The sequence below is a fragment of the Novosphingobium sp. ST904 genome (assembly GCF_001298105.1).
Classification (GTDB): Bacteria; Pseudomonadota; Alphaproteobacteria; order Sphingomonadales; family Sphingomonadaceae; genus Novosphingobium.
The window spans coordinates 22,280-45,197 of the sequence record NZ_LGJH01000140.1; the positions used below are offsets into that span (position 1 = coordinate 22,280).

Below are 22,918 nucleotides of genomic sequence, written 5' to 3' on the forward strand. Positions count from 1 at the left end.
CGGATCAGGTACCGAGCAAGACGGCCAGCGCGTCGGCGCTGGCGGCAAGATCGACGATCTCGCCCTGCGGTTGGCTGAGGAAGTCCGTCAGCCGGTCGTGCATGGCGATGGCGCGGTCGAGCTGCGGATCGGCTCCGGCGCGATAGGCGCCCATCAGTACGAGGTCGCGGTTGGCCTCGTATCCGGCGATGAGCGCGCGGAACTGGCGGGCAAGCTGCTGGTGCCCGGCGGGAACGATGTCGTTCATCACGCGGCTGAGCGAGGCGGCAATGTCCACGGCGGGATATTGGCCGCGCTGGGCAAGATCGCGCGAAAGCACGATGTGCCCGTCGAGGATCGAGCGTGCGGTGTCGACCACCGGATCGTCCTGATTGTCGCCATCGGCCAGCACGGTGTAGAGCCCCGTCACCGAGCCGCCCGATGCGGCGGAATTGCCCGCGCGCTCCACCAGCTTGGTGATCGTGGCCAGCGCCGAGGGCGGATAGCCGCGTGCCGCGCCCGGTTCGCCGAGCAACAGGCCAATCTCGCGCGCGGCATGGGCGACGCGGGTGAGGCTGTCCATGATGAGCAGCACCCGCCGTCCGCGCGCGCGGAAATGCTCCGCCATCGCGGTTGCCAGCATCGCGCCGCGCAGGCGCAGGTTGGGGGCATGGTCGGCGGGCACGGCGACGACGACGGTCTTGTCCTTCTTCTCCGCCTGCATGTGCCGTTCCACGAAATCCGAGACCTCGCGCGCGCGTTCGCCGATCAGGCCGACCACCACGACTTCGGCCGATGCGCCGCGCGCGATCATGTCGATCAGCACCGATTTCCCGACGCCGGAGCCTGCCATCACGCCGATACGCTGGCCGACGCCGAATGTGGTGAGCGCATTGAGCGCGCGCACGCCGGTGTCGAAAGGCAGGCGCACCGGGCTGCGGTCGAGCGCCGAGGTGCGCACGCCGCCGGACGGCCATTCCAGGCGGCTGTGGATCGGAAAGCCGCCGTCGATCGGCAACCCTTCGCCATCCACCGCGCGGCCGAGGAAGGATTCCCCCACCGGCAGCAGTCCGGGCCGCCCTTCCGCCCAGACCCGCGCGCCGGGCCGCAGCAGGATCATGTCGCCGAGCAGCATCATCATCGTCCGCCCGTTGCGAAAGCCGATCACTTCGGCGGCGAGCGACTTGCCCGGCGCGTGGGAGACGCGGCACATCGCCCCCACCGGCACGGAAAGGCCGCTCACTTCAAGAAGCCCGCCGTCGCAGGCGGCGACAAGGCCGAAGCGACGGGGTGCTAGGTCCAGCGGTTCCGCTGCGAGATCGGCGAGGATCGGTTCCCAGAGCTTCAGCACCGGTGAAGCGCCTCGGCGATGGCGCGGCGCCAGTTGGCGGGGCCGTCCTCGACGCCGCCGGTCGCCGTTTCGACACGAACTGTTCCGCGTTCGAGCGTGGTATCGGGCTGGACCTGCCATTCCGCCGAAAGGGGGGAGGAGACAAGCCTGAGGTCTTCGGGGTGGAGCCGAACGAGCCGCTCGTCCTCGGCGCGAGTCAGCATGGAAACCGCCACGCTCACCCTGCGCAGGAGGGCATCGGGATCGATCGCCAGCGGCGCGATGGCGGATTCGCACAGGGCGGACACCGTGTCTCGCAGGCGCAGGCGCAGTTCCTCCTCCAGCACCTCGTCGAGACGCGCGAATGCGAGAGAGAGCTTTTCCCGCGCGGCGTCGTCGGTTTCGGCACGAAGCCGGGCTTCGTGCGAGGCCTGTTCGTGGCCCACCGCGAAGCCATGGCTGAAGGCCTCCGCAACGGGATCGCCGCTTTCGCTTTCCGGGGCAGCAGGGGCCGGATCCGGTTCGTGCGGGGAAGGGGCCTGCGCCTTGCTGCCGAAGCGGGCATCCGCCTTGAAACCCTCGGGCTGGATTCCGGGAACCTGATGACGGGGCGGCCGGGCCAGCGTATCGAGCAGCCTTGCGGAGGCCCGGCCCGGTTCGGTCCGGCGGGAGAAGGCGAGGTCAGACATAGTCGTCGTCTCCCGACCCGAAGGCTATCGCGCCGTCCGCGGCAAGGCGGCGGGCGATGGCCACGATCTCCTTCTGCGCGGCAACCACGTCGGCCAGGCGTGTCCGCCCCCGCGCGACGATCTCGTCCTTCACGCCGTCCGCGGCGCGGCTCGACATGGCGCGGAAGAAGTGCTCGCGCTCGTCCTCGCTCACGCCTTTCAATGCATCGATCAGCGAATCGTTGGGCACGTCGCGCAGCAGCGTGCCCATGGACTTGGGATCAAGCACGAAGAGATGCTCGAACTTGAACATCTCGTCCTCGATGCGCCGGGCCAGCAGCTTGTCGCGGCGGGTCAGTTCGCCCAGCACGCGCTTTTCCACGACCTTGCCGACACCGTTGATGATCTCGGCGGCCTCGCGCGCGCCGCCGATGGTGAGCGGGCGCTGGCCGTGGCATTCGGTGATGCGGCGGGCAAGCAGTTCCTCCAGCATCATGATGGCCTGCGGCGAAACCGGGCCGAGCGTGGCGATGCGGTGGACGATCTCGGGCTGGGATTCGGCGGGCAGGGCATGAAGGACGGCGGCGGCCACTTCGGGATCGAGCTGCACCAGCAGCACGGCGATGGCCTGCGGATGTTCGCCGCGCACCAGCGGAACCAGCGATTCAGGCGTGAGCCAGCGTGCGAGTTCGAGGGTCGAATGCGGCGCGGCGCCGGGCAGGATGCGGCGCATCATGTTGTCCGCCTTCACCTCGCCCACCGCTCTGGCGAACATGCCGCGCACTTGCCCCACCCGGTCATGCGCGACGAGGCCGAGCGCCTCGGTCCGGGAGACGAATCCGGCGATGGCCTCCGCGATCACGTCCGGCCCGATCTCGCCGAGCGCGCACATCTTCTCGCCAAGACGGCGCAATTCTTCCGGTTCGAGTTCGGAGAGGATGCGGCTTGTCTGGTCCTCGTCGAGCAGCATCATCATGATCGCGGCATTGTCGGCGGCGGGCAGGTCTGACGTGGCGGGGGGCGGGGTGGGAGGTTCGCTCATCAGGCCGCTTTCGCCCGCCCGGGTGCTGCCGATCCCGGCTCGCCGTCAGGGGCAGGCTCGTTGATCATCTGGCGCAGCGCGGCCACCGCGCTGTCGGGCTTTTCGGAAACGAGGCGCTGGGCGAGGTTGACCTGGCGGGAAAGCAGGTCGGCCCGGCGCAAGTCGATGTCGAGCCCGTCGGCGCCGGGGATTTCCGGGCGGTGCGGCAGGGCCCCGGCGAGCGGCACGGCGTCCAGCGGACGCTCCAGCGCACGTTCGAGGGCGAGCTGGACGGCATCGTCCCGGTCTTCCTCGTCGGCGGCGGCGCCGGACTTGCGCCGCTTCCGCCCCTTCGGCGGGGCCTTTTCACCGCGCATCGCCGCGATCAGCGGACGAACGCCAAGCAGCAGGACCATCAGCACCGCCAGCAATGCGGCGCCGTTGCGCACGACCATGGCGAACCACGGGGCCTCGTAGAAGGGCAGGGTCTCGCCGCTTTCCGGCTCGAACCGCCGCACGACGACCTTGACCTGATCGCCGCGCTGCGGATCGGCGCCCACGGCCGCGCTCACCAGCGACTGGATGTCCTGCGCCTCCTGCGCGCGCGCGCCTTTCATGGCGTCCGCCTTGATGGCCACCGCCACGGAAATCCGCCGGACTCCGCCAGGCCGGGTATTGGCGACCGAGACCTGGCGGCCCAGTTCGTAAGTGCGGCTGGAGGAGGATTCGCCGTTGCTGGTCCACCACTTTCACCGCATCGGGGGAAAGGCCCGGCACCGAGCCGGCGACGAGGTTGACGATGGCGGAGACCTGGCTCTCGGAAAGCTGGCGCCCGGCCTTCAGCCGCACCATCACCGAGGCGGTGGGCGGCACGTTGTCACGCACGAACACGGACTTCTCGCCCTCGGCAACGTGGACGCGCACGGATTCCACGCCGTCGATCTCGCCGATGGTCAGTTGCAGGTCATGCTCGCGGGCGGAACGCAGGCGCTCGCCTTCCAGCGTGCGGCTGGCGCCCATCGGCAGCTTGTCGAGCATCTGGTCGCCGCTCTCGGGCGTAGCCAGTGCGCCGTCGGAGGCCACGAGCATCCGCGCCTTGTAGAAATCGCCTTCGCCCACGGTGAGAGCGCCGGTCCGGTTGTCTATCCGGTAGTCGATCCCCGCCTGGTCCAGCGCCGCGGCGACACCGGCGCGGTCGGCATCGCCGAGCTGAGCGTAGAGCACGCGCTGCGATGACGGGGCCAGCATGGTCCACGCCAGCAGCGCCCCGCCCACGGCGGCAAGCCCGATGAAGGCAGGCAGCATCTTCTTCACCGCCGGTTGCGCGGTGAATGTGCCGAGGCGTGTCAGCACCGAGCCGCCGGAACGATCGGTGAATGGCGCGAACATGGAGGTGGTGGCGGGAAGCCGGGCGCCGCCATCGGCGGCCGCGGGTACGAGGTCGGCCATGCTGGATCAGACTCCCATCCGCATGATGTCCTGGTAGGCGGACAGCAGCTTGTTGCGCACCTGCATGGTCGCTTCGAAGGCGACGCCAGCCTCCTGCCGCGCGAGCATGACCTTGGCGACATCGGTGACTTCGCCCTTCTGGTAGGCTTCGGTCACGCCGTCGGCGCGGGACTGGACCGCGTTCACACCGTCGAGCGCGGACTTCAGCGTATCGGCGAACCCCTGCGCCGGAGCCGCCGTCGTCCCGGCAGAGCCGACCGCGGTGGGCGCCGCGCCCTGAGCGGCGTGAATCTGCTGGAGCAGGTCGCTGCGCTGGATGATCTGCTGGCGCATGGCCATGATCTGCTGGATACCGCCCGCGTTGGCGGAAAGGGCGGGGATGGCGCTCACCGGATGCCTCCCACCGCGCTGCGGCCGATCTCGATGCCGGCTTCGCGCAGGGAAGCGAGGCGATAGCGCAGGGTCCGCTCGGAAATGCCCAGCTCGCGCGCGCGCGCACGCGGTTGCCGCCGCAGGCTTCAAGGGTTTCGGCGATGGCGCGGGCCTCGGAGTTCTGGACGATGCTCGACAGTTTGCGGCCGCCGTCGCTTTCGGGGCCGTCGCCCGGCATTGCGCCAAGGCCGGTTCCGCCGCCTGCCGCGAAGGGAAGCAGGCGCGCCGGGCTGTCGAACACGATGTGCGCGGGCGTGATCGTGCCCTTGCCATGTGCCAGCAACAGGGCGCGGCGCATGACGTTCTCCAGTTCGCGCACGTTGCCCGGCCAGGGGTGAAGCCGCAGCAGGGCCAGCGCGGCATCGTTCAGGCAGGGCACGCGTGCCGGATCTGGCGCATGGCGCAGGGTCATGCCGAAGGCGAGCGGGGCGATATCGTCCGCCCGCTCGCGCAAGGGGCGCAGGGTGAGCGGGAAGACGTTGAGGCGGTAATAGAGGTCCGCGCGAAAGCGGCCTTCGGCCACTTCGGTCGGCAGGTCGCGGTTGGCGCAGGCGATCACGCGAATGTCCACCTTGATCGGGCGTGTCGAGCCGATCGGCACCACTTCCTGTTCCTGCAAGGCGCGCAGCAGCTTGGCCTGGAGGGAAAGCGGCAGTTCGGCGATCTCGTCCAGCAGCAGGGTGCCGCCGTCCGCGGCGCGCATGAAGCCCTCGCTCGACTGGGTGGCGCCGGTGAAGGCGCCCTTCTGGTGGCCGAACAGCATGGCCTCCAGCATGGTTTCGGGCATGGCGGCGCAGTTCACCGCGATGAACGGGCCGCTGCGGCGCGGGCTGCGGTTGTGGATGAAGCGGCTGAGCACTTCCTTGCCGGTGCCGGTCGGCCCGTTGACGAGCACGGGAATGTCGCTGTTCGCCAGACGGTCAGCCAGGGCGAAAACCGAGATGCTCTCGGGATCGGCGGCGATCGGTTCGTCAGGCGCAGCCATGGCGGCGAGCAGCATGGCGAGCGACGCCTCGCTCACGGGGTCGGCGTAAGTCAGCGCGATTTCGGATCCGCCTTCGCGTGAGAGCGCCGGCACGGCGCCGCGCGACAGCCGCACCTTGCGCGAAGTCGGCATGGCCGAAATCGTGCCGATGGATGCGTCCGCACCGTCCCGAAGTTCGATCGCCGAACAGTCGAGCAAAGATCCGGCAATAGCCACTGCCCGGTGAGCGAGCGGACCGTGCCGGCGATTAAATTCCGTGTCGAAAACCGGTTCGACCATGTCTCGCGTCCCCGTGGAATTAACAAGTTCCGGGGTTCGATATGCGTGCCTAACGGCGAATCTTTGGGAAATTTAAGGCCCCGTAGCGACCCTTAGTGAAAGTGAATTTTCGCGGAAGTCCGGGGGTTTCGGGGATGAAGCGTGCCGCAGGCGGGCTTAAATTCGCCGTCCCGTTGCCGGTCTTAGCCCCGACAGCCGCACCGGATGGGCCGGCAGACGCTGTTTCCACCTCGAGACACTCAACGGGAGCCAATACATGTCCGTTATCAACACCAACATCAGCGCGATTCGCGCTGCCAATGCGTCGAATTCCGCCAACAAGATGCTCGGCACCGCCATGGAGCGCCTGTCGACCGGCAAGCGCATCAATTCCGCCAAGGACGATGCCGCCGCCTTGCCATCTCCACTTCGATGACCGCGCAGGTCCGCGGCATGAGCCAGGGCATCCGCAATGCCAATGACGGCATCTCGCTCGCCCAGACGGCGGAAGGTGCGCTTTCCGAAGTTTCCAACATGCTCCAGCGCGTTCGCGAACTGGCGATCCAGTCGGCCTCGGGCACGTACCAGGATTCGGATCGCACGGCGATGCAGTCGGAAGTGACGGCGCTGACCAGCCAGATCGACGATATCCTCTCGGACACGACCTTCAACGGCAACACGCTGTTCTCGACCACTTCGGGCAGCGACGTGACCTTCGACATCCAGACCGGCGCAAATTCGGGCGAGACGATCACGCTGACCTCCTCGGCGATCGACGGCACCAATATCGACGCTTCCGCGCTCGACGTCTCCTCGGCCTCGGCCGCTTCGGACACCATCGACAGCGTCATCTCGCGCTGGCGGATGTGAACAAGACCCGCGCCTCGCTCGGCGCCGGCCAGAACCGACTGGAATCGGCGGTGAACAACCTCACCAACAACGTGACCAACCTGTCGGACGCGCGCTCGCGGATCGAGGATGCCGACTATTCGAGCGAGACCACGCAGATGGCCAAGGCCCAGATCCTGAGCCAGGCGTCCACTGCGATGATCGCGCAGGCCAACCAGAGCCAGCAGAACGTGCTGTCGCTGCTCCGCTAAGCGAAGCTCATCGACTGGCGGCCGGTCCTGCGTGACCGGCCGCGCGGCCCGGCGCCAGTCCCCAGAGCGCCGGGCCCGTTCGCGTGTCGGCATGCCGTTCGTATGCCGGCATCGGGGGGCTGGCCGAAGAACGCGCGGCCACGAGCGAATACAGGCAGGACACGACCGGGCAACGGACGGTTCATAGAGGAGCATGACCCGCTTCCTCGATCTGGACATTTCATGCGCCGCGCTTCCCCCATCCGCCTCGCCAGCCGTTTCGCCATGGCCTTCGCCTCGTTCCTGCCGGTAGCCGCCGCTGCCGAAACGCGGGAGGACGAGCAGGTCTGGGTAAATCTTACGGCGATGGGGCCGATCTCGGGCGATGTCGTCTACTTCGCCGAGCTTCAGCCGCGCATGGGTGATGGAGCCTCGCGGCTGGACCAGCTCCTGCTGCGCGGGGCGGTGGGCCTGAAGCTTTCTCCTTCCGTCACGCTCTATCAGGGCTATGCCCATGTCGTGGTGCCGGTGGACGGCGGCAGGGACGTGAACGAGGAGCGCAGCTTCCAGCAGCTCAACTGGTTCATGGGCAGGCCGCTGGGCGGCGAACTCACCTCGCGTACGCGGCTGGAGCAGCGCTGGCGTTCGGACGGCGGCGATACCGGCTGGCGCCTGCGCGAGATGCTGCGTTACGAAAAGCCGCTGCAGCCCGGAAGCAATGCCGTGAACGCGCTGGTCTATGCGGAAGGCTTCCTTGCGCTCAACGACACGGACTGGGGCGCGCGCGGCGGCTTCGACCAGCTCCGCTCCTTCGTCGGCGTGGAACTGGGCGTGAAGGATGCGACTACCGTGGAACTGGGCTATCTCAACCAGGTGATAGACCAGAGCCGGGGCCGGACGCGAGTGAACCACGTCGCCTCGGTGACCCTGTTCTTCCGTCACTGAACATCAGGAATGCCCCGCTTTGGCGCGGGACAGGCCTTTTGCACCCGTCCCTGTCAGACCAGTCCCAGCTTGGCCAGTTCGCGGGCGAGCGCAGGGGGCATGGCATCGCCGGCGCTCTCGCCCTCGCCAAGGTCGCGCGGGGCCTGTTCCTCGGCAAGATAGCGCCATCCCTGATGGGCGCGCTTGGGCTGGGTGACGACCGGGATCAGGGTGGGGGCGAGGCGGATGTGCCAGCGCCCGTCCTCGCGTTGCTCGAACCCGAGGATGGGCGAGCGTCCGATCAGCGCATGTTCGTAGATCCAGTAGAGCGAGCCGCCGACCATCTCTTCCTGCCGCTTGGGCAGGTAGCGGGTGGTCAGGCGGGCTTCACCGATCGCTTCGTGGCTCTCCAGCCAGGCGCGCAGGTCCGCCGGGCTCTCGGCGGAAAAGGCGATCTTGGTCATGTGCAGCGGCATGGGCGCTAGATAGGTACTGGAGGTTTAACCCACCAGACCGGAAACCGTCGCCAGCCCGAGGAAGACGAGGAAGCCCATCGAGTCCGTTGTCATCGTCACGAAGATGGACGAGGCGATGGCCGGGTCCGCCTTGAGCCGTTCCAATGTCAGCGGCACGAACACGCCCGCCATGCCGGCGATCAGGATATTGGTCATCATCGCCAGCGCAATGACCAGGCCCAGCGTGACATTGCCGAAGATCAGGCTGACGACGATGCCGATGACCACCGCGATCGTGCAGCCATTCAGCAGCGCGATGGACATCTCGCGCCGCACCGCGCGCCAGGCGTTGGACGCGGTAAGCTGGTTGGTGGCCAGCGCGCGGACGGTGACGGCCAGCGTCTGCGTACCGGCATTGCCGCCGAGGCCCGCCACGATCGGCATGAGCGTGGCCAGCGCGACCATCTTCGAGATCGTCCCTTCGAACATCGCGATGACCGACGAGGCGAGAGTGGCGGTGAGCAGGTTGGCGATCAGCCAGCGCACGCGCGCCGAATAGGCATCGCGGATCGGCTCGTTGATGTCGCCGTCGCCCGCGCCGGACAGCAGCAGGGTATCCTCGCCCGCTTCTTCCTGAATGATGTGGACGATGTCGTCGACCGTGACCTGGCCGATCAGCCGCCCGGCCTCGTCGACCACGGCGGCGGAGATCAGCGCATATTTCTGGAAGCGCAGCGCGACTTCCTCCTGATCCATGTCGGCCGGGATCAGGGTCTGGTCGCGCGCCATCACGTCGTAGAGCGGGATGTTGCGGGGGGTGCGAAGTATCCAGGAGAGCGCGCAAGTACCGATCGGGCGGTGCATCGGATCGACGATGAACACTTCCCAGAACTCCGTCGGCAGCTCGCGGTGTTCGCGCAGGAAATCGATGAGGTCGCCGAGGTCATCGATTCGTGGACGGCCACGAAATCGCGGCTCATCAGGCGGCCGGCGGATTCTTCCGGATAGGACAGCGCGTTTTCGATGGCGGCGCGGTCTTCCGGCTCCATCTCGGCCAGGACGGCCTGCTGGTCCTCCTCGTCGAGATCCTCCAGCATGGCGACCGCGTCGTCGGTGTCGAGCTGTTCGGCGATCTCGGCGACGACTTCGGCGGGCAGCGCCTCCATCAGCGCCTCGCGCACCCAGTCGTTCAGCTCCGCGATGACCTCCACGCCCATCAGGTCGCGGATGGCCCGGGCAGACCGAGACGCTCGTTCTCGTCGACCAGCTCGAACAAGTCGGCGATGTCGGCGGGGTGGAGCGGTTCGACGAGATCGTAGACGCGCTCGAAATCCTCGTCGTCCAGCGCGTCCTTCACGCTGCGGACGAATTCGGCCTTCAGGCGGTTGTCGTCGTCGAGGCTTTCGGACGGCGCTTCGGGAGGAGCGTCCTGCGCTTCATGGGCGCGATCCTTCAGCTCTTCTTCGAGGTCCGTTTCCGTCATGCTGGCCGGTCTACGCGCCATTTTCGCAATTGCAACAGCGCGCATTCGATTTGCCGGGCCGAGGCCAAACTACCATGTCCTGACGTGACATTGCCGCGCCATTCCCTATATCGGGCGCCAATGCCCGACCGGCGCGCAGCTCGCGCCGGCAGAAGGAGATAGGCAATGGCTGACGAATACCTGACGCTCACTCTCGACACCGGCAACGGCGAAGGCGGCGACGTCAAGATCAAGCTGCGCCCCGACCTCGCCCCCGGCCACGTCGAGCGCATCAAGGAACTGACCGGCGAAGGTTTCTACGACGGTATCAAGTTCCACCGCGTGATCCCGGGCTTCATGGCGCAGGGCGGCTGCCCCAACGGCACCGGCATGGGCGGTTCGGAAAAGCCCGACCTGCAGGCGGAATTCAACGCCGAACCGCACGTGCGCGGCGTCTGCTCGATGGCCCGCACCAGCTATCCGCACTCGGCCAACAGCCAGTTCTTCATCTGCTTCGACGATGCACGCTTCCTCGACAAGCAGTACACCGTGTGGGGCCAGGTGGTCGAAGGCATGGGACTCGTCGACGCGCTGCCCAAGGGCGAGCCGCCGCGTGAGCCGGGCAAGATCGTCAAGGCGACCGTTTCGGAAGGCTGATCCTTTCCGGGCTCTTGCCGACAGTGAAAAGGGCGGTGCCGCTGGCGCCGCCCTTTTTCGTTACCCCTTCGTTACTGCGCGGCCTTTGCCTTTTCGCTCTTCTCGAGCTCCGTTTCCGATATGCCGAGCAGTTTGGCGAGGCGGGCCTTCTCGCTCTTCGAAAGCTCCGCGTAGCTGCGCGGTGCCGGCAGTCCGGCGCTGGCGGCCTTCACTTTTTCGACGATGGACGGCATCTGTTCCATCAGCTTGGGAGCGAAGGCCTGCATCTTCTCCATGACTTCGGGCGACATCATGATGAGATAGGAATCGGCGGCATAAGCCTTGCCGGTCGGCGTCGCGAAGAAGGTGTTGAGTTCGTCGAGCTGGGCGGCGGTGTACTTCCCGGCATAAGCCTGCGTCAGCCCGGCGCGAACGTCCGGTTCGACCTGGGTCATCAGCGGGATCATCTCGCTCATCATGGTGCGCGTGGAGATCTGCATGCGCTGTTTGAAGGCCGGATCGTAGATTTCCATGATCTCGGCGAGGGAGGCGGGACCAAGCTTCCCGGGATCGACGCCGCTCAGCCCCGCCAGCTGCCGGAGCGGCATTTTCATGGTGGAATCCATGATGGAGTCCATCATCTTGTCGAGCGTGCCGTTCATCAGGCGGGCGTAAGTCCCGGCTGGAAACACGTAGTCCACCGTCTGGCGGGCGGCGGCGATGCGCGCGGGGTCGGTGACGGGGGTGGCAGCCGCCGGTGCGGCAGGCTCCGCGGCCCATGCCGGCGCGTCGATGCAATGACGGCCGCCGTGGCAGCGGTAAGGAAAGCGGATTTCATGCAAGGCCCCCGGATGTCGCGATAAAGTCGCTTGCAACATAGACCGCGCGGCGATCCGGGGGAATGGTATTCGGGCGTCAGAGGCCCGCTTGCAGCAGCCATTCGTGGAAGATGCGCACTGGGCGCGATTCCAGGGCCTTGGGCTTGCAGACGAACCAGTAGCGGTAGGGGCTTTCCACATCGATATCGAACAGCCGCGCCAGGCGATTGTCGTGGCTGCGGCGGAAGTGGTCGTCGTGCATGATGGCGATGCCGAGGCCTTGCGCCGCCGCTTCGAGCACGAGCTGGCCGGAGTCGAAACGGTCCACCGATGCCGGTTCCAGCTTGGACAGGCCGATCGCGTTCTTCCACGCGTCGAGGCTCTGCGGGAGATCCTGATGGATCAGGAACGTCTGCTTGGACAGGATCGCCTCGTCCGGGACGTTGCCGATCTCCTGCGCCATCTCCTTGGAGGTGATGGCGTAGACCTTGTTGTGGTCAAGCTGGATGCGGTAATAGGCCGGGTCCGGCTCGGGCGAGAGGATGATCGCGGCGTCCAGCGTGTCGCCTACGCGGTCTTCCAGATGGGCGCCGGTGTCGATGTCGATGTGCAGGCGCGGGTGCAGCTTGCGCAGTTCCGGCAGGCGCGGGAACAGGCGTTGGCCGCCAAACAGCGAAGGCACGCCGAGATGAAGGCGCAGCACCTGGCCACGGTCGATCTGCGATTCCACCGCTTCGGCCAGTTCTTCCAGCTTGGGGCCGACCACGTTGTAGAAGGCCATGCCTTCGTCGGTCAGCTTCATCGACTGGTGCTGGCGCGTGAACAGGCGCTTGCCGGTGAAGTCCTCCAGCGCGGCGACGCGGCGCGAGAGGGCGGAAGGCGAGAGTGCCAGTTCGTTGGCCGCCGCCTTGGCCGAACCGAGGCGGACGACGCGGACGAAGGCTTCAAGCGCGCGCAGAGGTGGGAGACGACGTACAGGCAATGGCTTGTCTTTTCACTCGGGGTCTGGAGCCGCCGGCAGGGCGGCACCATGGGTTAATCTGTCTCTTCGGCCGATTCCGTGGCCGGAGGATGGAGGCGAAGCCGCGTGACGCGTCGCTCGTCGCCGTCGGTGACTTCTATGCGCCAGCCGCTGTCATGCTCCAGGACGGTGCCGACCTGCGGAACCTGTCCGGCCAGCACGAAAGCAAGTCCGCCCAGGGTATCCACGGCTTCCTCGACTTCGGCCAGGCGCGGGTCGATCCGCTCCGCAACGTCATCGAGTTCGACGCGGGCATCGGCGTCCCAGATACCGCTCTCTTGCGAAATTAGCAACTCCTCGGGGGCGTCGTCGTGCTCGTCCTCGATATTGCCCACGATTTCCTCGACGAGGTCCTCGATGGTGATGATACCGTCGGTGCCGGTATACTCGTCGATGACGACGGCGAGGTGCGTGCGCTGGGCCCGCATGTCCACCAGCACGTCGAGCGCGCCGCGGGACTGCGGCACGTAGAGCGGCTGGCGCAGCAGGGCCGACCAGTCCTCGGGCGGCTGTTCGCCGCGGGCGAGGATCGGGAACACGTCCTTGATGTGGATCATGCCCTTTATCGCGTCGAGCGATTCGCCATAGACCGGCATGCGGCTGTGGCCATGTTCGGCAAATGCCTCGACCACTTCGGCCCAGCTTGCCGAGGCTGGAATCGCCACGATCTCGCTGCGCGGCACGGCGACGTCGTCGGCATCGTGCTCGCTGAAGTGGAGCAGATTGCGGAGCATCTGCCGTTCAAGCTGGGATAGATCGCCGTTGGCGGGACCGCTATCGTCGGCGTCGCCTTCGTGCTCGTTGATGACGTCCTCGATCTGTGCGCGAAGCGACTGATCGCCGTCGTTCTGGAAAAGTCGCCTGAAGACACGCCAGAGCGTGCCTGTACTGTCCCCATCTCCCGAGCCGGACTCGGTATGGCGGCCATTGTCGGCCATCGTTTTATGATACCCCTACAGGTTAAGATCTGTCGCCATATGGGTCGGCAATGCCGATGAGGGCAAGAGCCTTTGTTTCGAGGGCCTCCATTGCCTCGGCATCATCGTCCGAAATCTCGTGATCGTGCCCCGCAAGGTGCAGCAGGCCGTGGATGATGAGGTGGCTGGCATGGTGTTCCACCGGCACGCCTTTCTCCTGCGCCTCACGCGCGCAGGTCTCGAAGGCGAGGGCGAGATCGCCCAGCATTTCGGGCGGCCGTCCGGTGCGAGGGCCAGCAGGTCGGCGCGTTCGAGCATGGGGAAGGAAAGCACGTTGGTGGGCTTGTCCTTGGCCCGCCATTCGCGGTTCAGGACGTGGACTTCCTCGTCCGATGTGAACAGCAGGCTGGCGAGAAGCCGCGGATTTTCAAGCTCCGGGGCTACTTCCACCAGCGCTTCCAGCGCGGCTTCGGCAAGGTCGGCCCAGTCGGTCGCAGGGGGCCAGGGCGCTTCGATATCGATTTCGAGATCCATCCCTGGCCCCTTGGCGCAAAATGCCGCTCGGCGCTACTCCGGCTTCTGTGCCGAGGGATCGACGTAAGGCCCTTCGTAAGCCTCGACGATCCGGCCCACGATCGGGTGGCGCACGACGTCCTGCACGGTGAAGCGCGTCACATCGATGCCTTCGACGCCTTCAAGCCGGCTCACCGCGTCGGCCAGGCCGCTCATGCGGTCACCGCCGGGGATGTCCACCTGCCGGGGATCGCCGCAGACGACCATGCGGCTGTTCTGGCCGAAGCGGGTGAGGAACATCTTCATCTGCTCGCGCGTGGTGTTCTGCGCTTCGTCGAGAATGACGAAGGCATCGGCCAGCGTGCGGCCGCGCATGAAGGCGATCGGCGCGATCTCGATCTCGCCGCTTGCCAGACGGCGCTCCACCTGTTCGGGCGGCATGCAGTCGTAAAGCGCGTCGTAAAGCGGGCGCAGGTAGGGATCGACCTTGTCCTTCATGTCGCCCGGGAGGAAGCCGAGCTTTTCGCCCGCCTCCACCGCCGGGCGGGAAAGGATCAGCCGCTGGACTGAACCGGTCATCAACTGCGAGACGGCCTGCGCCACCGCAAGGTAGGTCTTGCCCGTACCTGCCGGGCCGAGCGCGAAGATCACGTCCGACCGGTTGAGCGCGCGCATATATTCGATCTGCATCGCGGAGCGCGGCACGATCGTCTTGCGGCGGGTGCGAATCATGATCGGCGGGGCGCCGGTATCGCCCGAGATTATGCCTTCGAGGGTGGGCTCAGCCGACATCGCGATCAGCGATTCGACCGCGCCCGAATCGAGCGCCTGACCCTGTTCGAGGCGGTGATACATGCCCTTGAGCGTGTCGCGCGCGCGGGCGACGGCATCTTCGGGGCCCTCGATCTGGATCTTGTTGCCGCGCGCGGCAATATAGACGCCGAGCCGGTTTTCGACTTGCACGAGGTTTGAATCGAACTGGCCGAACAAGGCCCCCAGCAAAGTCTGTTCGTCGAACTCGACTTCGACACGCGCCCGGCGGTGTGCTTCGGGCCTGAACTGCGCCGGTTCGCCGGCACGTGCTGCTTTGCGGGCCATGTGCTCCTTTCGAATGAGGATGCTTCGTTCTGTCTCGAAGATGGCTCCGCGCATCGTTTCCTGCAAGGCGCTTCTATTCGAAAATTGCTCGCTTCATGGGGGATAACCTCCCGTTTCGGCGCGCTGCCCGCGATTTGTCGCAGGCTTGCGACACACCTGAAATTTTCCTGCAAACAACATTTTAAGTCCGTTCAGCTTGCGGGGTGCAAACCTGAACTCACAGACCGACCAGGCCCCTTCGGGGATCATGGGTCGCTCGGTTCAAGGAGAAGCATAATGCGCAAGTTCATCATGGCCGCCCTGGCAGCAAGCGTCATCATTCCCGCAGCGGCGGTGCCGACCATGGCTTCGGCGCAGAGCGCCCGCGAAGTCCGCGAAAGCGCCCGCGATGTCCGCCAGAGCGAACGCCGCGTCGATCGCGACGTGCGCCGCGGCGATTACCGCGCGGCCGACAAGTCGCAGCGCCAGCTCAACCGCGACCGCCGCGAACTGCGCGAAGACTGGCGCGACTATCGCCAGGCCCATCGCGGCGATTACCGCCGTCCCGCCTATGTCGGCCCGCGCGGCTATCACTATCGCCCGGTCGCCGTCGGCCACCGCTTCCAGCCGTCCTACTACGGCAGCCGCTACTGGGTGAACGACTATGGCCGCTATCGCCTTCCCGCGCCGCGCGCCGGCCATCGCTGGGTTCGTTACGGCAATGACGTGGCCATGGTGAACATGCGTTCGGGCCGGGTCGTCACCATCCACAATGGTTTCTTCTGGTAAGAATACCGCCGCCGGGCTTGACCCGGGCGGGTCGCGGAGGGCCTCCGGCAAAAGCCGGGGGCCCTTTCCATGCGTGCCGTTCGTGCGCCGTCTGCGACAGGGCGATCTTGCGGCAGGGGTGGGCAAGCGGCTAGCCTTGCGGGCATGAGCAGGAAAACTCCCGCCGCCAGGATTCTGGCGCTCGCCCCCGTCCTGGCCCCCGTTCTGGTCCTTGGCCTCTCGCTGGCGGGCTGCAAGAAGGATGCCGCCCCGCCCGAGGCCACCGCTTCGGCGGAACCGGCGGAGGATGTCACCGCACCCGCAACGATGACGGTGGAGGACTGGATTCGCGCCAATCACAAGGATGCGCTCTCCACCGACCTCGGCAAGTTGCAGTACGCCGCCGCCGAGACCGACCTCGACGGCGACGGCATGCCCGAGGTGCTCGTCTATCTCGGCGGGCCGATGTTCTGCGGCACCGGCGGATGCAATCTCGTGGTGCTGAAGCGCGAGGGCGCCGATCTTCGCAAGGTGAGCGAAACCAGCGTCGTCCAGCTTCCGGTGGGCGTGCTGGAGAGCAAGTCCCACGGTTGGCGCGATCTGGCCGTCACCGTTTCGGGTGGCGGCATGGCGGAAGGTGTCTCGCGGCTGCGCTTCACCGGCAAAAGCTATCCCACCAATGCCAGCGTGGAAGTGAGCGCCGACGCGGAGCCGGTAAGCAAGCCGCTGATCGCGGAAGGCGCGCTCAAGCCGCTCGACTGATAAGCCAGCGGCGGAAGGCGGCGTTGACGGCGTCTGGCTGCTCCATCGGCGCCATGTGCCCGGCTCCCGCGATCACTTCGTAAGTGGCGCCGGGCAGGGCCTGCACCATTTCCTCGGCAAGCCGGGGCGGGGTGAGGGCATCGGCCGCTCCGACCATGACCATGGCGGGCACGGTGACGGTGGCGAGCGTCTCCAGCGAATCGGCGCGGTCGATGATCGCGGCCTGCTGGTCCATGTACGTGCCGAAACCCACGCGCTGGGCCATCTGCACGACCTCCTCGAACAGCGCTTCGGGGCATTCCGGCGCGACGAGCTGGCGCAGCGAACCGCGCAGCACGCTTTCGAAGCCGCGGGTCTGCGCGGTGCGGATCGCGGCGCGGCGCAAGTCTGCCTGTTCCGGGGTGTCCCCCCGCGCATTGGTGTCGACAAGGGCGAGGCGAAGCACCCGCTCGGGCGCGCGGCGCCAGATTTCCATGGCGACATAACCGCCCATCGAGAACCCGGCCAGGGCGAACCGTGCCGGTGCCGCTTCAAGCACGCGGCTGGCCATCAGGGCGATCGAATCGTCCTTCAGGGTATCGCCGATGGAGATATCCGCGATCCCGGAAAGGCCCGAGACCTGCGCCTGCCAGACGTGCCGGTCGCAGGACAGGCCGGGGATGAGAACCAGTGCCGCCCGCTGTTCCGCCGCCAGCTCTTCCGTCACGGGTGGGCCGGGCTCAGCAGCCTGGCGGAGATCGCGTTGTAGCCGGCTTCGGTCAGTTCCACCGTGACCAGATCGCCTACCGCGACATCACCGTCGAAATAGACCGACTGCAGCCATGGCGACTTGCCGAGCCACTGGCCGGGGAACTTGCCCTTGCGTTCCACCAGCACGTCGCAGGTCTTGCCGACCGAGGCCTGGTTGAAGGCGGTCTGGTCCCGGCCCAGCGCGGCCTGAAGGCGCAGGATCCGTTCGGTCATGACTTCGGCGGGAACCTGGCCGGCCATCGTCGCGGCGGGCGTGCCTGCGCGCGGGCTGTACTTGAAGCTGAAGCACTGGGCATAGCCGACCGCATCGACGAGCTTGAGCGTATCCTCGAACTCGGCATCGGTCTCGCCGGGGAAACCGACGATGAAGTCGCCGGAAAGGGCGATGCCCGGCCGCGCCGCACGTACCTTGTCCAGCACTTTGAGATAGCTTTCGGCGGTGTGGCTGCGGTTCATCGCCTTCAGCACCCGGTCGCTCCCCGCCTGTACCGGCAGGTGTAGGTAGGGCATCAGCTTTTCGACTTCCGCGTGGGCCGCGATCAGCCCGTCCGCCATGTCGTTGGGATGGCTGGTGGTATAGCGGATGCGGGCGAGATCGGCGATCCCGGCCAGTTCGCGGATCAGCCCGTCAAGGCCGACGCGGCGCCCCCTGGCGTCCTCGCCGGTCCAGGCGTTGACGTTCTGGCCCAGCAGCATGATTTCGCGCGCGCCGGCGTCTACCAGCCGCTTCGCCTCGTCGACCAGATCGGCGTGCGGGCGCGAGACTTCGGCGCCGCGGGTATAGGGAACCACGCAATACGTGCAGAACCGGTCGCAGCCTTCCTGAACGGTGAGGAAGGCGGTGGGGCCCGAGCGCCTGCGTTTCGGCAGGGCGCCGAACTTGGTTTCCGCCGGCATGTCGGTATCGGTGACGCGGCGGCCTTCGCCGGCTTCGCGGATCATGTCGGGCAGGCGGTGATAGGCCTGCGGGCCGACCACCATCTTCACCGCGGGCGCGCGCTTCATGATCTCGTTGCCTTCGGCCTGCGCGACGCAGCCGGCAACGGCGATCAGCGGCGAGGACCCGTCGGCGCGGCGAAGGCGGCCGATATCGGAATAGACCTTCTCCGCCGCCTTTTCGCGGATGTGGCAGGTGTTGAGGACGACGAGATCGGCATCCTCGCCCTCGGGCGCGGCGGCAATGCCCTGTTCGGCGAGCAGTTCGGCCATGCGTTCGCCGTCATAGACGTTCATCTGGCAGCCGAAGCTCTTGACCCGGTAGGTCCTGGGATTCTGGGTGGAAGGCATGGCCGGGCGAATACACGCCTTCGCGCGGCTTTTGAAGGGGCGCCGCCGCGCGGTCGGAACGGTGCCGACTCAGGCATTTTGCGGTTGCAATCTGAACAACTGTTAATGTTGGAGATTAACCGTTGTTCAGGCTGGAAATGAACCTTTGTTCATACTCGAAACCCACGGAATGCGCGGGCCTCCGTTCACCTGAGCAGAAGCACGACCGGCCAGAATCGCGTTGTCGGAAAAGCGCTGCTGGGCTTGGACAATTGCACAATTGTTAACAATCAGGAGAATTCCATGTCGCCGTCACTTTTGAAGCTTGCTCCCGCCGTCGTCGTTATGGTTGGCGCCATGGGTCTGGGCGGCTGCGCCAGCAAGGGCTTCGTGCGCGAACAGATCGCGACCGTGAACCAGCGCATCGACGGGCTCGACTCGCGTCTCCAGCAGACCGACGGCACCGCCAAGCAGGCTCTTGCCGAAGCGCAGGCTGCATCGGGCCAGGCCCAGAACAACGGCCAGCGCATCGACCAGCTCAACGGCCGCGTCGATGGCGTCGAGCAGCAGATGGCCCAGGCCCAGCGCAAGCGCGCCCGCAACTGACGGACCGCTTCTGACGGCACGTCCGGGGTTTCGCCCCGGACACTTGCCGGTTACAGGCCGACTACAAGCGTCGGCGCCGCTCCTGGCGCCGACCGTTCTTCCCGAGTGCCCCGATCGATGATGAAGGTGTTCCTGGCGCTGGCCGGTCTGGCCACGCTGGCCGTTGCCCCGGCCGCGCAGGCGGCGAATGCGCCCGCTTCCGCCACTACTGCCGCGAAGAAGGCCAAGGCGCCTGCCGGGAAGACCGGCACTTCTGCGAAGACCGCCGGGAAGAAGCGGGCGAAAAAGGCTGCCCCCGCACCGAAGCCGCCGATGGCGCGTTCCGAGGATACCGCGCGGGTCGCCGACTGGGTGGCCTCCTCCGGCGACAACCGTTCGCTGCCCTATGTCATCGTCGACAAGAAGTCCGCTGCGGTCTTCCTGTTCAATGCCAAGGGCGAACTGGTTTCCGAAGGGCCTGCGCTGGTGGGCATCGCCCCGGGCGACGACGCCACGCCCGGCGTCGGGGCGAAATCCCTTTCCGAGATCGGGCCTGCCGAGAAGACCACGCCTGCCGGGCGGTTCCTTGCCCGGTTCGGCTGGGCCGCGGGACGCCAGCGGGTGCTGTGGGTGGACTATGCGACCTCGGTGGCGCTTCACACCATTCCGCCCGCCAACAAGGAACACCGCCGCGACCGAATGCTGTCGCCCACGATCGAGGACAACCGGATCACTTTCGGGTGCATCAACGTCCCGGTCGCCTTCTACGGCAAGGTTCGCCCGCTGTTCGAGAAGAAGGGTGGATATGTCTATGTCCTGCCCGATACCAAGCCGATCGAGGAAGTGTTCCCGCGCCTGCGCGTCCAGGCATTCGTGAACGCCGGGGCTTCCTGATCCTGCGCTTTCCGGGGCGGCCGGGGCTCCCGCGAGGCGCTATCGCGCATCGCGGCGCGAGCGTGGCTCCGCAGGATTGACCGGGGTCGGGCCCCGATCGGGCGTGCCGCGTAAACCCGTCCGTCCTCGTGCAGCCTGTTTCCCTTTCGCTGCACTTCGGCTATCCGCGCGCGGATGAGCGATAACCAGACCCTTTACGCCGCCTTCGCAGGCCACCTCAACGCCGCGCTCGATGCGCTCGAAGCAGCAGGCACGCTGCCCGGCGGCCTGAAGCGAAGCGCGATCACGGTCGAGCCGCCGCGCGATACTTCGCACGGCGATCTTTCGACCAATGCGGCGATGGTGCTCTCCAAGCCCGCCGGCATGAAGCCGCGCGACCTGGCCGAAGCGCTGGTGGCGGAGCTGTCGAAGCTCGATTCGGTGACTTCGGCGGAGATCGCCGACCCGGTTTCATCAACCTTCGCCTTTCTGACGCCACCTGGATCGCCGAACTGCGTGCGATCGGCGCAATGGGCGCGGACTATGGCCGCTCGGCCATGGGCGGCGGCGCCACCGTCAACGTGGAATACGTTTCGGCGAACCCCACGGGTCCGATGCACATGGGCCACTGCCGCGGCGCGGTCGTCGGCGATGCACTGGCGACTCTGCTGGAGTTCGCGGGCCACAAGGTCATCAAGGAATACTACGTCAACGATGCCGGCGCGCAGGTGCAGGTGCTCGCCCGCTCGGCGCATGTGCGTTATCGTGAAGCGCTGGGCCATGACGTCGGCGCGATCCCCGAGGGGCTCTATCCGGGCGAATACCTGATCCCGGTCGGCCAGCAGCTTGCCGCCGAATTCGGCGACAAGTACGCGGACGCGCCCGAATCGGAATGGCTTGTGCTGTTCCGCGAGAAGGCCGTTGCCGCCATGCTGGTGATGATCAAGCAGGACCTCGCGCTGCTGGGCATCCATCACGACCTGTTCTCCTCGGAAGCCGAGCTTCAGGCCTCGGGCAAGCCGGACGAGGCCGAGGCATGGCTGCGTTCGAAGGGCCTCGTCTACGACGGCGTGCTCGAAGCGCCCAAGGGCAAGACGCTTGAGGACTGGGAAGCGGTGGAACTGCCGCTGTTCAGGTCCACCCAGTTCGGCGACGATCAGGACCGCCCGATCAAGAAGTCGGACGGCACCTGGACCTACTTCGGCGCTGACCTCGCCTACCACTTCCAGAAGGCCCAGAGCGCCGACGCGCTGGTGGACATCTGGGGGGCGGACCACGCGGGCACCGTCAAGCGCATCAAGGCCGCCGTGGCTGCCATGACCGGCGCCGATGGAGAACCCACGCCGTTCGAGATCAAGCTGGTGCAGATGGTCCAGCTCCTGCGCGACGGCGAGCCGGTGAAGATGTCCAAGCGTTCGGGCAACTTCGTCACGCTGGCCGAAGTCGTCACCGAAGTGGGCAAGGACGTGGTGCGCTTCACCATGCTGACCCGCAAGCCGGAAGCGCAGATGGACTTCGACTTCGCCAAGGTGGTCGAAGCCTCGAAGGACAACCCGGTGTTCTACGTGCAGTACGCCAATGCCCGCGTCCACTCGACCCTGCGCAAGGGTGAGGCCGAGGGCGGATTCAAGCCTTCGTCCGAGCACCTCGAACTGCTGGGCGCGGAAGAACTGGAGCTGGTCAAGCTGGCCGCGCAGTTCCCGCGCATCGTCGAAGCCGCCGCCGCCGCGCGCGAACCGCACCGCATCGCCTTCTTCCTCGGCGACGTCGCGGCCGCGTTCCACGGCTACTGGAATCTCGGCAACGACCGCGTCGAAAAGCGCTTTGTTAACGCCGCCGACGGTAATCTTACCAGCGCCCGGCTTTTCCTGGCGGCGCAGATCGGGCAGCTTGTCCGCAATGGTCTCGCGCTGCTGGGCGTCGAGGCAGTGGAGGAAATGTAAGCCATGGCGAACTGGGGCCAGAATCAGGAAGGCGGAGAGGATCGCAGGGGCACGTTTCACGACGACCTGAACGCGAACCGCTCCGGCAGCATCTCGGGTTACGACGAACCCGGCCCGATGGAACCCGGTAAGCTGGAACCCGGTAAGCTGGAACTGGGCGACGAGGATGTCCGCCTGCCCTGGCTCGAAGGCGAGGATGAGGAATTCGAAGACCAGCAGGGTGGCGGCTCAGGCCAGACCCTGCTGCTCGTCGCGCTGGCGGTCGTTGCCATTCTCGTCATCGTCGGCGGTATCTGGTGGGCTACGCGCCAGAGTTCGGAGCAGCCGCTGGTCGCCAGCGGCGGCGTGATCGAAGCGCCCAAGACCCCTTACAAGACTCGGCCGGAAAATCCCGGCGGAGACGTCGTGGCCGGCACCGGGGATACGAGCTACGCCGTCGCCGAAGGTCAGAGCCGCATCCCGCAGATCGGCCAGGGCGATGCGCCGGGTCCGGGCTTCGACGGTCAGCCCGCCCCGCAGCCTTCGCCCGCCGCCAAGCCCGACGCCAAGCCTTCGCCGGCTGCCAGCGCCGCGGCGAAGCCGGAACCGGTCGTGAGCGGTGTAGGCGTGCAGGTCGGCGCCTATACCTCCAAGCCCACCGCCGAAGCCGGCTGGAATGCGCTCAAGGTGCAATATCCCGCGCTCTCCGGCGTCAGCCACCGCATCGTCGAAGGGCAGGCGGACATCGGCAAGGTCTACCGTCTTCAGGCCGTACCGGGCGATCTCGCTGCGGCGCGGGCGCTGTGCAGCGGCATGAAATCGGCCGGGCTGAGCTGCCAGGTGAAGCAGTAAGGCAGGGAAAGGCAGGGAGCCCCTGGCTTTCCGGGCTCCCCCTTTCCCCATGGCGGTGGCGCCGGGGAGGGGGTTCTCCCTGTCCTGTCCACACTTCCCGAAGCCCGAATTCTTGC

General features: G+C 66.7%; 19 protein-coding genes and 7 pseudogenes. 9 read left to right on the forward strand and 17 right to left on the reverse strand.

The annotated features are described in order from the left end of the window. Positions 1 to 4: 4 nt before the first annotated feature. The 8 genes and pseudogenes from ADT71_RS11430 to ADT71_RS30285 form a co-directional block, all read right to left on the reverse strand. Complete coding sequence (locus ADT71_RS11430) at positions 5 to 1,330, reverse strand: FliI/YscN family ATPase (protein WP_054436926.1); 1,326 nt, start codon at positions 1,328 to 1,330, stop codon at positions 5 to 7. Beyond that, positions 1,324 to 1,998, reverse strand: coding sequence for a FliH/SctL family protein (locus tag ADT71_RS33555; RefSeq protein ID WP_054436928.1), 675 nt, complete (start codon positions 1,996 to 1,998; stop codon positions 1,324 to 1,326). The genes ADT71_RS11430 and ADT71_RS33555 overlap by 7 nt, the downstream gene beginning before the upstream one ends. After that, complete coding sequence (gene fliG / locus ADT71_RS11440; protein ID WP_054436931.1) at positions 1,991 to 3,019, reverse strand: flagellar motor switch protein FliG; 1,029 nt, start codon at positions 3,017 to 3,019, stop codon at positions 1,991 to 1,993. The genes ADT71_RS33555 and fliG overlap by 8 nt, the downstream gene beginning before the upstream one ends. Further along, entirely contained in the window at positions 3,019 to 3,414 is a 396-nt protein-coding gene (locus ADT71_RS35660; protein ID WP_347812949.1) for a hypothetical protein, read from the reverse strand. Before ADT71_RS35660 ends, fliG begins: the two co-directional genes overlap by 1 nt. Positions 3,415 to 3,564: 150 nt before the next feature. After that, positions 3,565 to 3,699: pseudogene (locus tag ADT71_RS35665) on the reverse strand (flagellar M-ring protein FliF C-terminal domain-containing protein); the annotation flags it as partial. A gap of 79 nt (positions 3,700 to 3,778) precedes the next feature. After that, positions 3,779 to 4,447 (reverse strand): annotated as a pseudogene (locus tag ADT71_RS35670) (flagellar M-ring protein FliF); the annotation flags it as partial. Between the two features lie 6 nt (positions 4,448 to 4,453). Then, entirely contained in the window at positions 4,454 to 4,837 is a 384-nt protein-coding gene (fliE, locus tag ADT71_RS11450) for a flagellar hook-basal body complex protein FliE (protein WP_054436933.1), read from the reverse strand. Further along, positions 4,834 to 6,143: pseudogene (locus ADT71_RS30285) on the reverse strand (sigma-54 interaction domain-containing protein). Before ADT71_RS30285 ends, fliE begins: the two are co-directional and overlap by 4 nt. A gap of 256 nt (positions 6,144 to 6,399) precedes the next feature. On the opposite strand from ADT71_RS30285, the pseudogene ADT71_RS11465 reads away from it, so the two are divergent. Continuing rightward, positions 6,400 to 7,222: pseudogene (locus ADT71_RS11465) on the forward strand (flagellin). A gap of 222 nt (positions 7,223 to 7,444) precedes the next feature. Then, a complete protein-coding gene (locus ADT71_RS11470; RefSeq protein ID WP_054436938.1) occupies positions 7,445 to 8,146 on the forward strand; it encodes a DUF2490 domain-containing protein in 702 nt (233 codons plus the stop codon). A 53-nt stretch (positions 8,147 to 8,199) separates the two neighbouring features. On the opposite strand, the gene ADT71_RS11475 is transcribed toward ADT71_RS11470, so the two are convergent. Beyond that, a complete protein-coding gene (locus ADT71_RS11475; protein ID WP_054436941.1) occupies positions 8,200 to 8,601 on the reverse strand; it encodes a DUF1489 family protein in 402 nt (133 codons plus the stop codon). A gap of 24 nt (positions 8,602 to 8,625) precedes the next feature. Further along, a pseudogene (gene mgtE / locus ADT71_RS11480) lies at positions 8,626 to 10,063 on the reverse strand (magnesium transporter). A gap of 165 nt (positions 10,064 to 10,228) precedes the next feature. Here mgtE and ADT71_RS11485 point away from each other — a divergent pair. Then, positions 10,229 to 10,699 carry a peptidylprolyl isomerase gene (locus ADT71_RS11485; RefSeq protein ID WP_054436943.1) on the forward strand — a complete coding sequence of 157 codons (471 nt, stop codon included), beginning with the start codon at positions 10,229 to 10,231 and terminating at the stop codon, positions 10,697 to 10,699. 71 nt (positions 10,700 to 10,770) lie between these two features. Here the strand turns inward: ADT71_RS11485 and ADT71_RS11490 are convergent, their stop codons facing one another. The 5 genes and pseudogenes from ADT71_RS11490 to ADT71_RS11510 all read right to left on the reverse strand — a co-directional run bounded on the left by ADT71_RS11490 (position 10,771) and on the right by ADT71_RS11510 (position 15,045). Beyond that, positions 10,771 to 11,520 (reverse strand): DUF2059 domain-containing protein, encoded by a 750-nt coding sequence (locus ADT71_RS11490; protein ID WP_231635822.1) that lies wholly within the window; start codon positions 11,518 to 11,520, stop codon positions 10,771 to 10,773. Between the two features lie 73 nt (positions 11,521 to 11,593). Beyond that, on the reverse strand, positions 11,594 to 12,478 hold the full coding sequence (locus tag ADT71_RS11495) for a LysR substrate-binding domain-containing protein (protein WP_054436945.1): 885 nt from the start codon (positions 12,476 to 12,478) through the stop codon (positions 11,594 to 11,596). A gap of 53 nt (positions 12,479 to 12,531) precedes the next feature. After that, a complete protein-coding gene (locus ADT71_RS11500) occupies positions 12,532 to 13,455 on the reverse strand; it encodes a hemolysin family protein (RefSeq protein WP_054436947.1) in 924 nt (307 codons plus the stop codon). Positions 13,456 to 13,477: 22 nt separating this feature from the next. Then, positions 13,478 to 13,968: pseudogene (gene ybeY / locus ADT71_RS11505) on the reverse strand (rRNA maturation RNase YbeY). Positions 13,969 to 14,001: 33 nt separating this feature from the next. Then, the gene (locus ADT71_RS11510; protein ID WP_054437017.1) at positions 14,002 to 15,045 is read right to left on the reverse strand and encodes a PhoH family protein; all 1,044 of its coding nucleotides are present in this window, start codon (positions 15,043 to 15,045) and stop codon (positions 14,002 to 14,004) included. Positions 15,046 to 15,321: 276 nt separating this feature from the next. On the opposite strand from ADT71_RS11510, the gene ADT71_RS11515 reads away from it, so the two are divergent. After that, a complete protein-coding gene (locus tag ADT71_RS11515) occupies positions 15,322 to 15,813 on the forward strand; it encodes an RcnB family protein (RefSeq protein ID WP_054436949.1) in 492 nt (163 codons plus the stop codon). A 144-nt stretch (positions 15,814 to 15,957) separates the two neighbouring features. Beyond that, positions 15,958 to 16,554 carry a hypothetical protein gene (locus ADT71_RS11520; RefSeq protein ID WP_054436952.1) on the forward strand — a complete coding sequence of 199 codons (597 nt, stop codon included), beginning with the start codon at positions 15,958 to 15,960 and terminating at the stop codon, positions 16,552 to 16,554. On the opposite strand, the gene ADT71_RS11525 is transcribed toward ADT71_RS11520, so the two are convergent. Continuing rightward, positions 16,538 to 17,260: an alpha/beta fold hydrolase gene (locus ADT71_RS11525; RefSeq protein ID WP_231635823.1), complete on the reverse strand. Its 723-nt coding sequence runs from the start codon at positions 17,258 to 17,260 to the stop codon at positions 16,538 to 16,540. The genes ADT71_RS11520 and ADT71_RS11525 overlap by 17 nt on opposite strands. Continuing rightward, positions 17,257 to 18,591 (reverse strand): tRNA (N6-isopentenyl adenosine(37)-C2)-methylthiotransferase MiaB, encoded by a 1,335-nt coding sequence (gene miaB, locus ADT71_RS11530; protein WP_054436955.1) that lies wholly within the window; start codon positions 18,589 to 18,591, stop codon positions 17,257 to 17,259. The genes ADT71_RS11525 and miaB overlap by 4 nt, the downstream gene beginning before the upstream one ends. Positions 18,592 to 18,873: 282 nt before the next feature. On the opposite strand from miaB, the gene ADT71_RS11535 reads away from it, so the two are divergent. The 4 genes and pseudogenes from ADT71_RS11535 (at position 18,874) to ADT71_RS11550 (ending at position 22,802) form a co-directional block, all read left to right on the forward strand. Next, positions 18,874 to 19,176 (forward strand): hypothetical protein, encoded by a 303-nt coding sequence (locus tag ADT71_RS11535; RefSeq protein WP_054436956.1) that lies wholly within the window; start codon positions 18,874 to 18,876, stop codon positions 19,174 to 19,176. Between the two features lie 117 nt (positions 19,177 to 19,293). Next, on the forward strand, positions 19,294 to 20,049 hold the full coding sequence (locus ADT71_RS11540; protein WP_054436958.1) for a hypothetical protein: 756 nt from the start codon (positions 19,294 to 19,296) through the stop codon (positions 20,047 to 20,049). 174 nt (positions 20,050 to 20,223) lie between these two features. Continuing rightward, a pseudogene (argS, locus tag ADT71_RS11545) lies at positions 20,224 to 21,971 on the forward strand (arginine--tRNA ligase). Between the two features lie 3 nt (positions 21,972 to 21,974). After that, on the forward strand, positions 21,975 to 22,802 hold the full coding sequence (locus tag ADT71_RS11550) for an SPOR domain-containing protein (RefSeq protein ID WP_054436960.1): 828 nt from the start codon (positions 21,975 to 21,977) through the stop codon (positions 22,800 to 22,802). Positions 22,803 to 22,918: the final 116 nt, after the last annotated feature.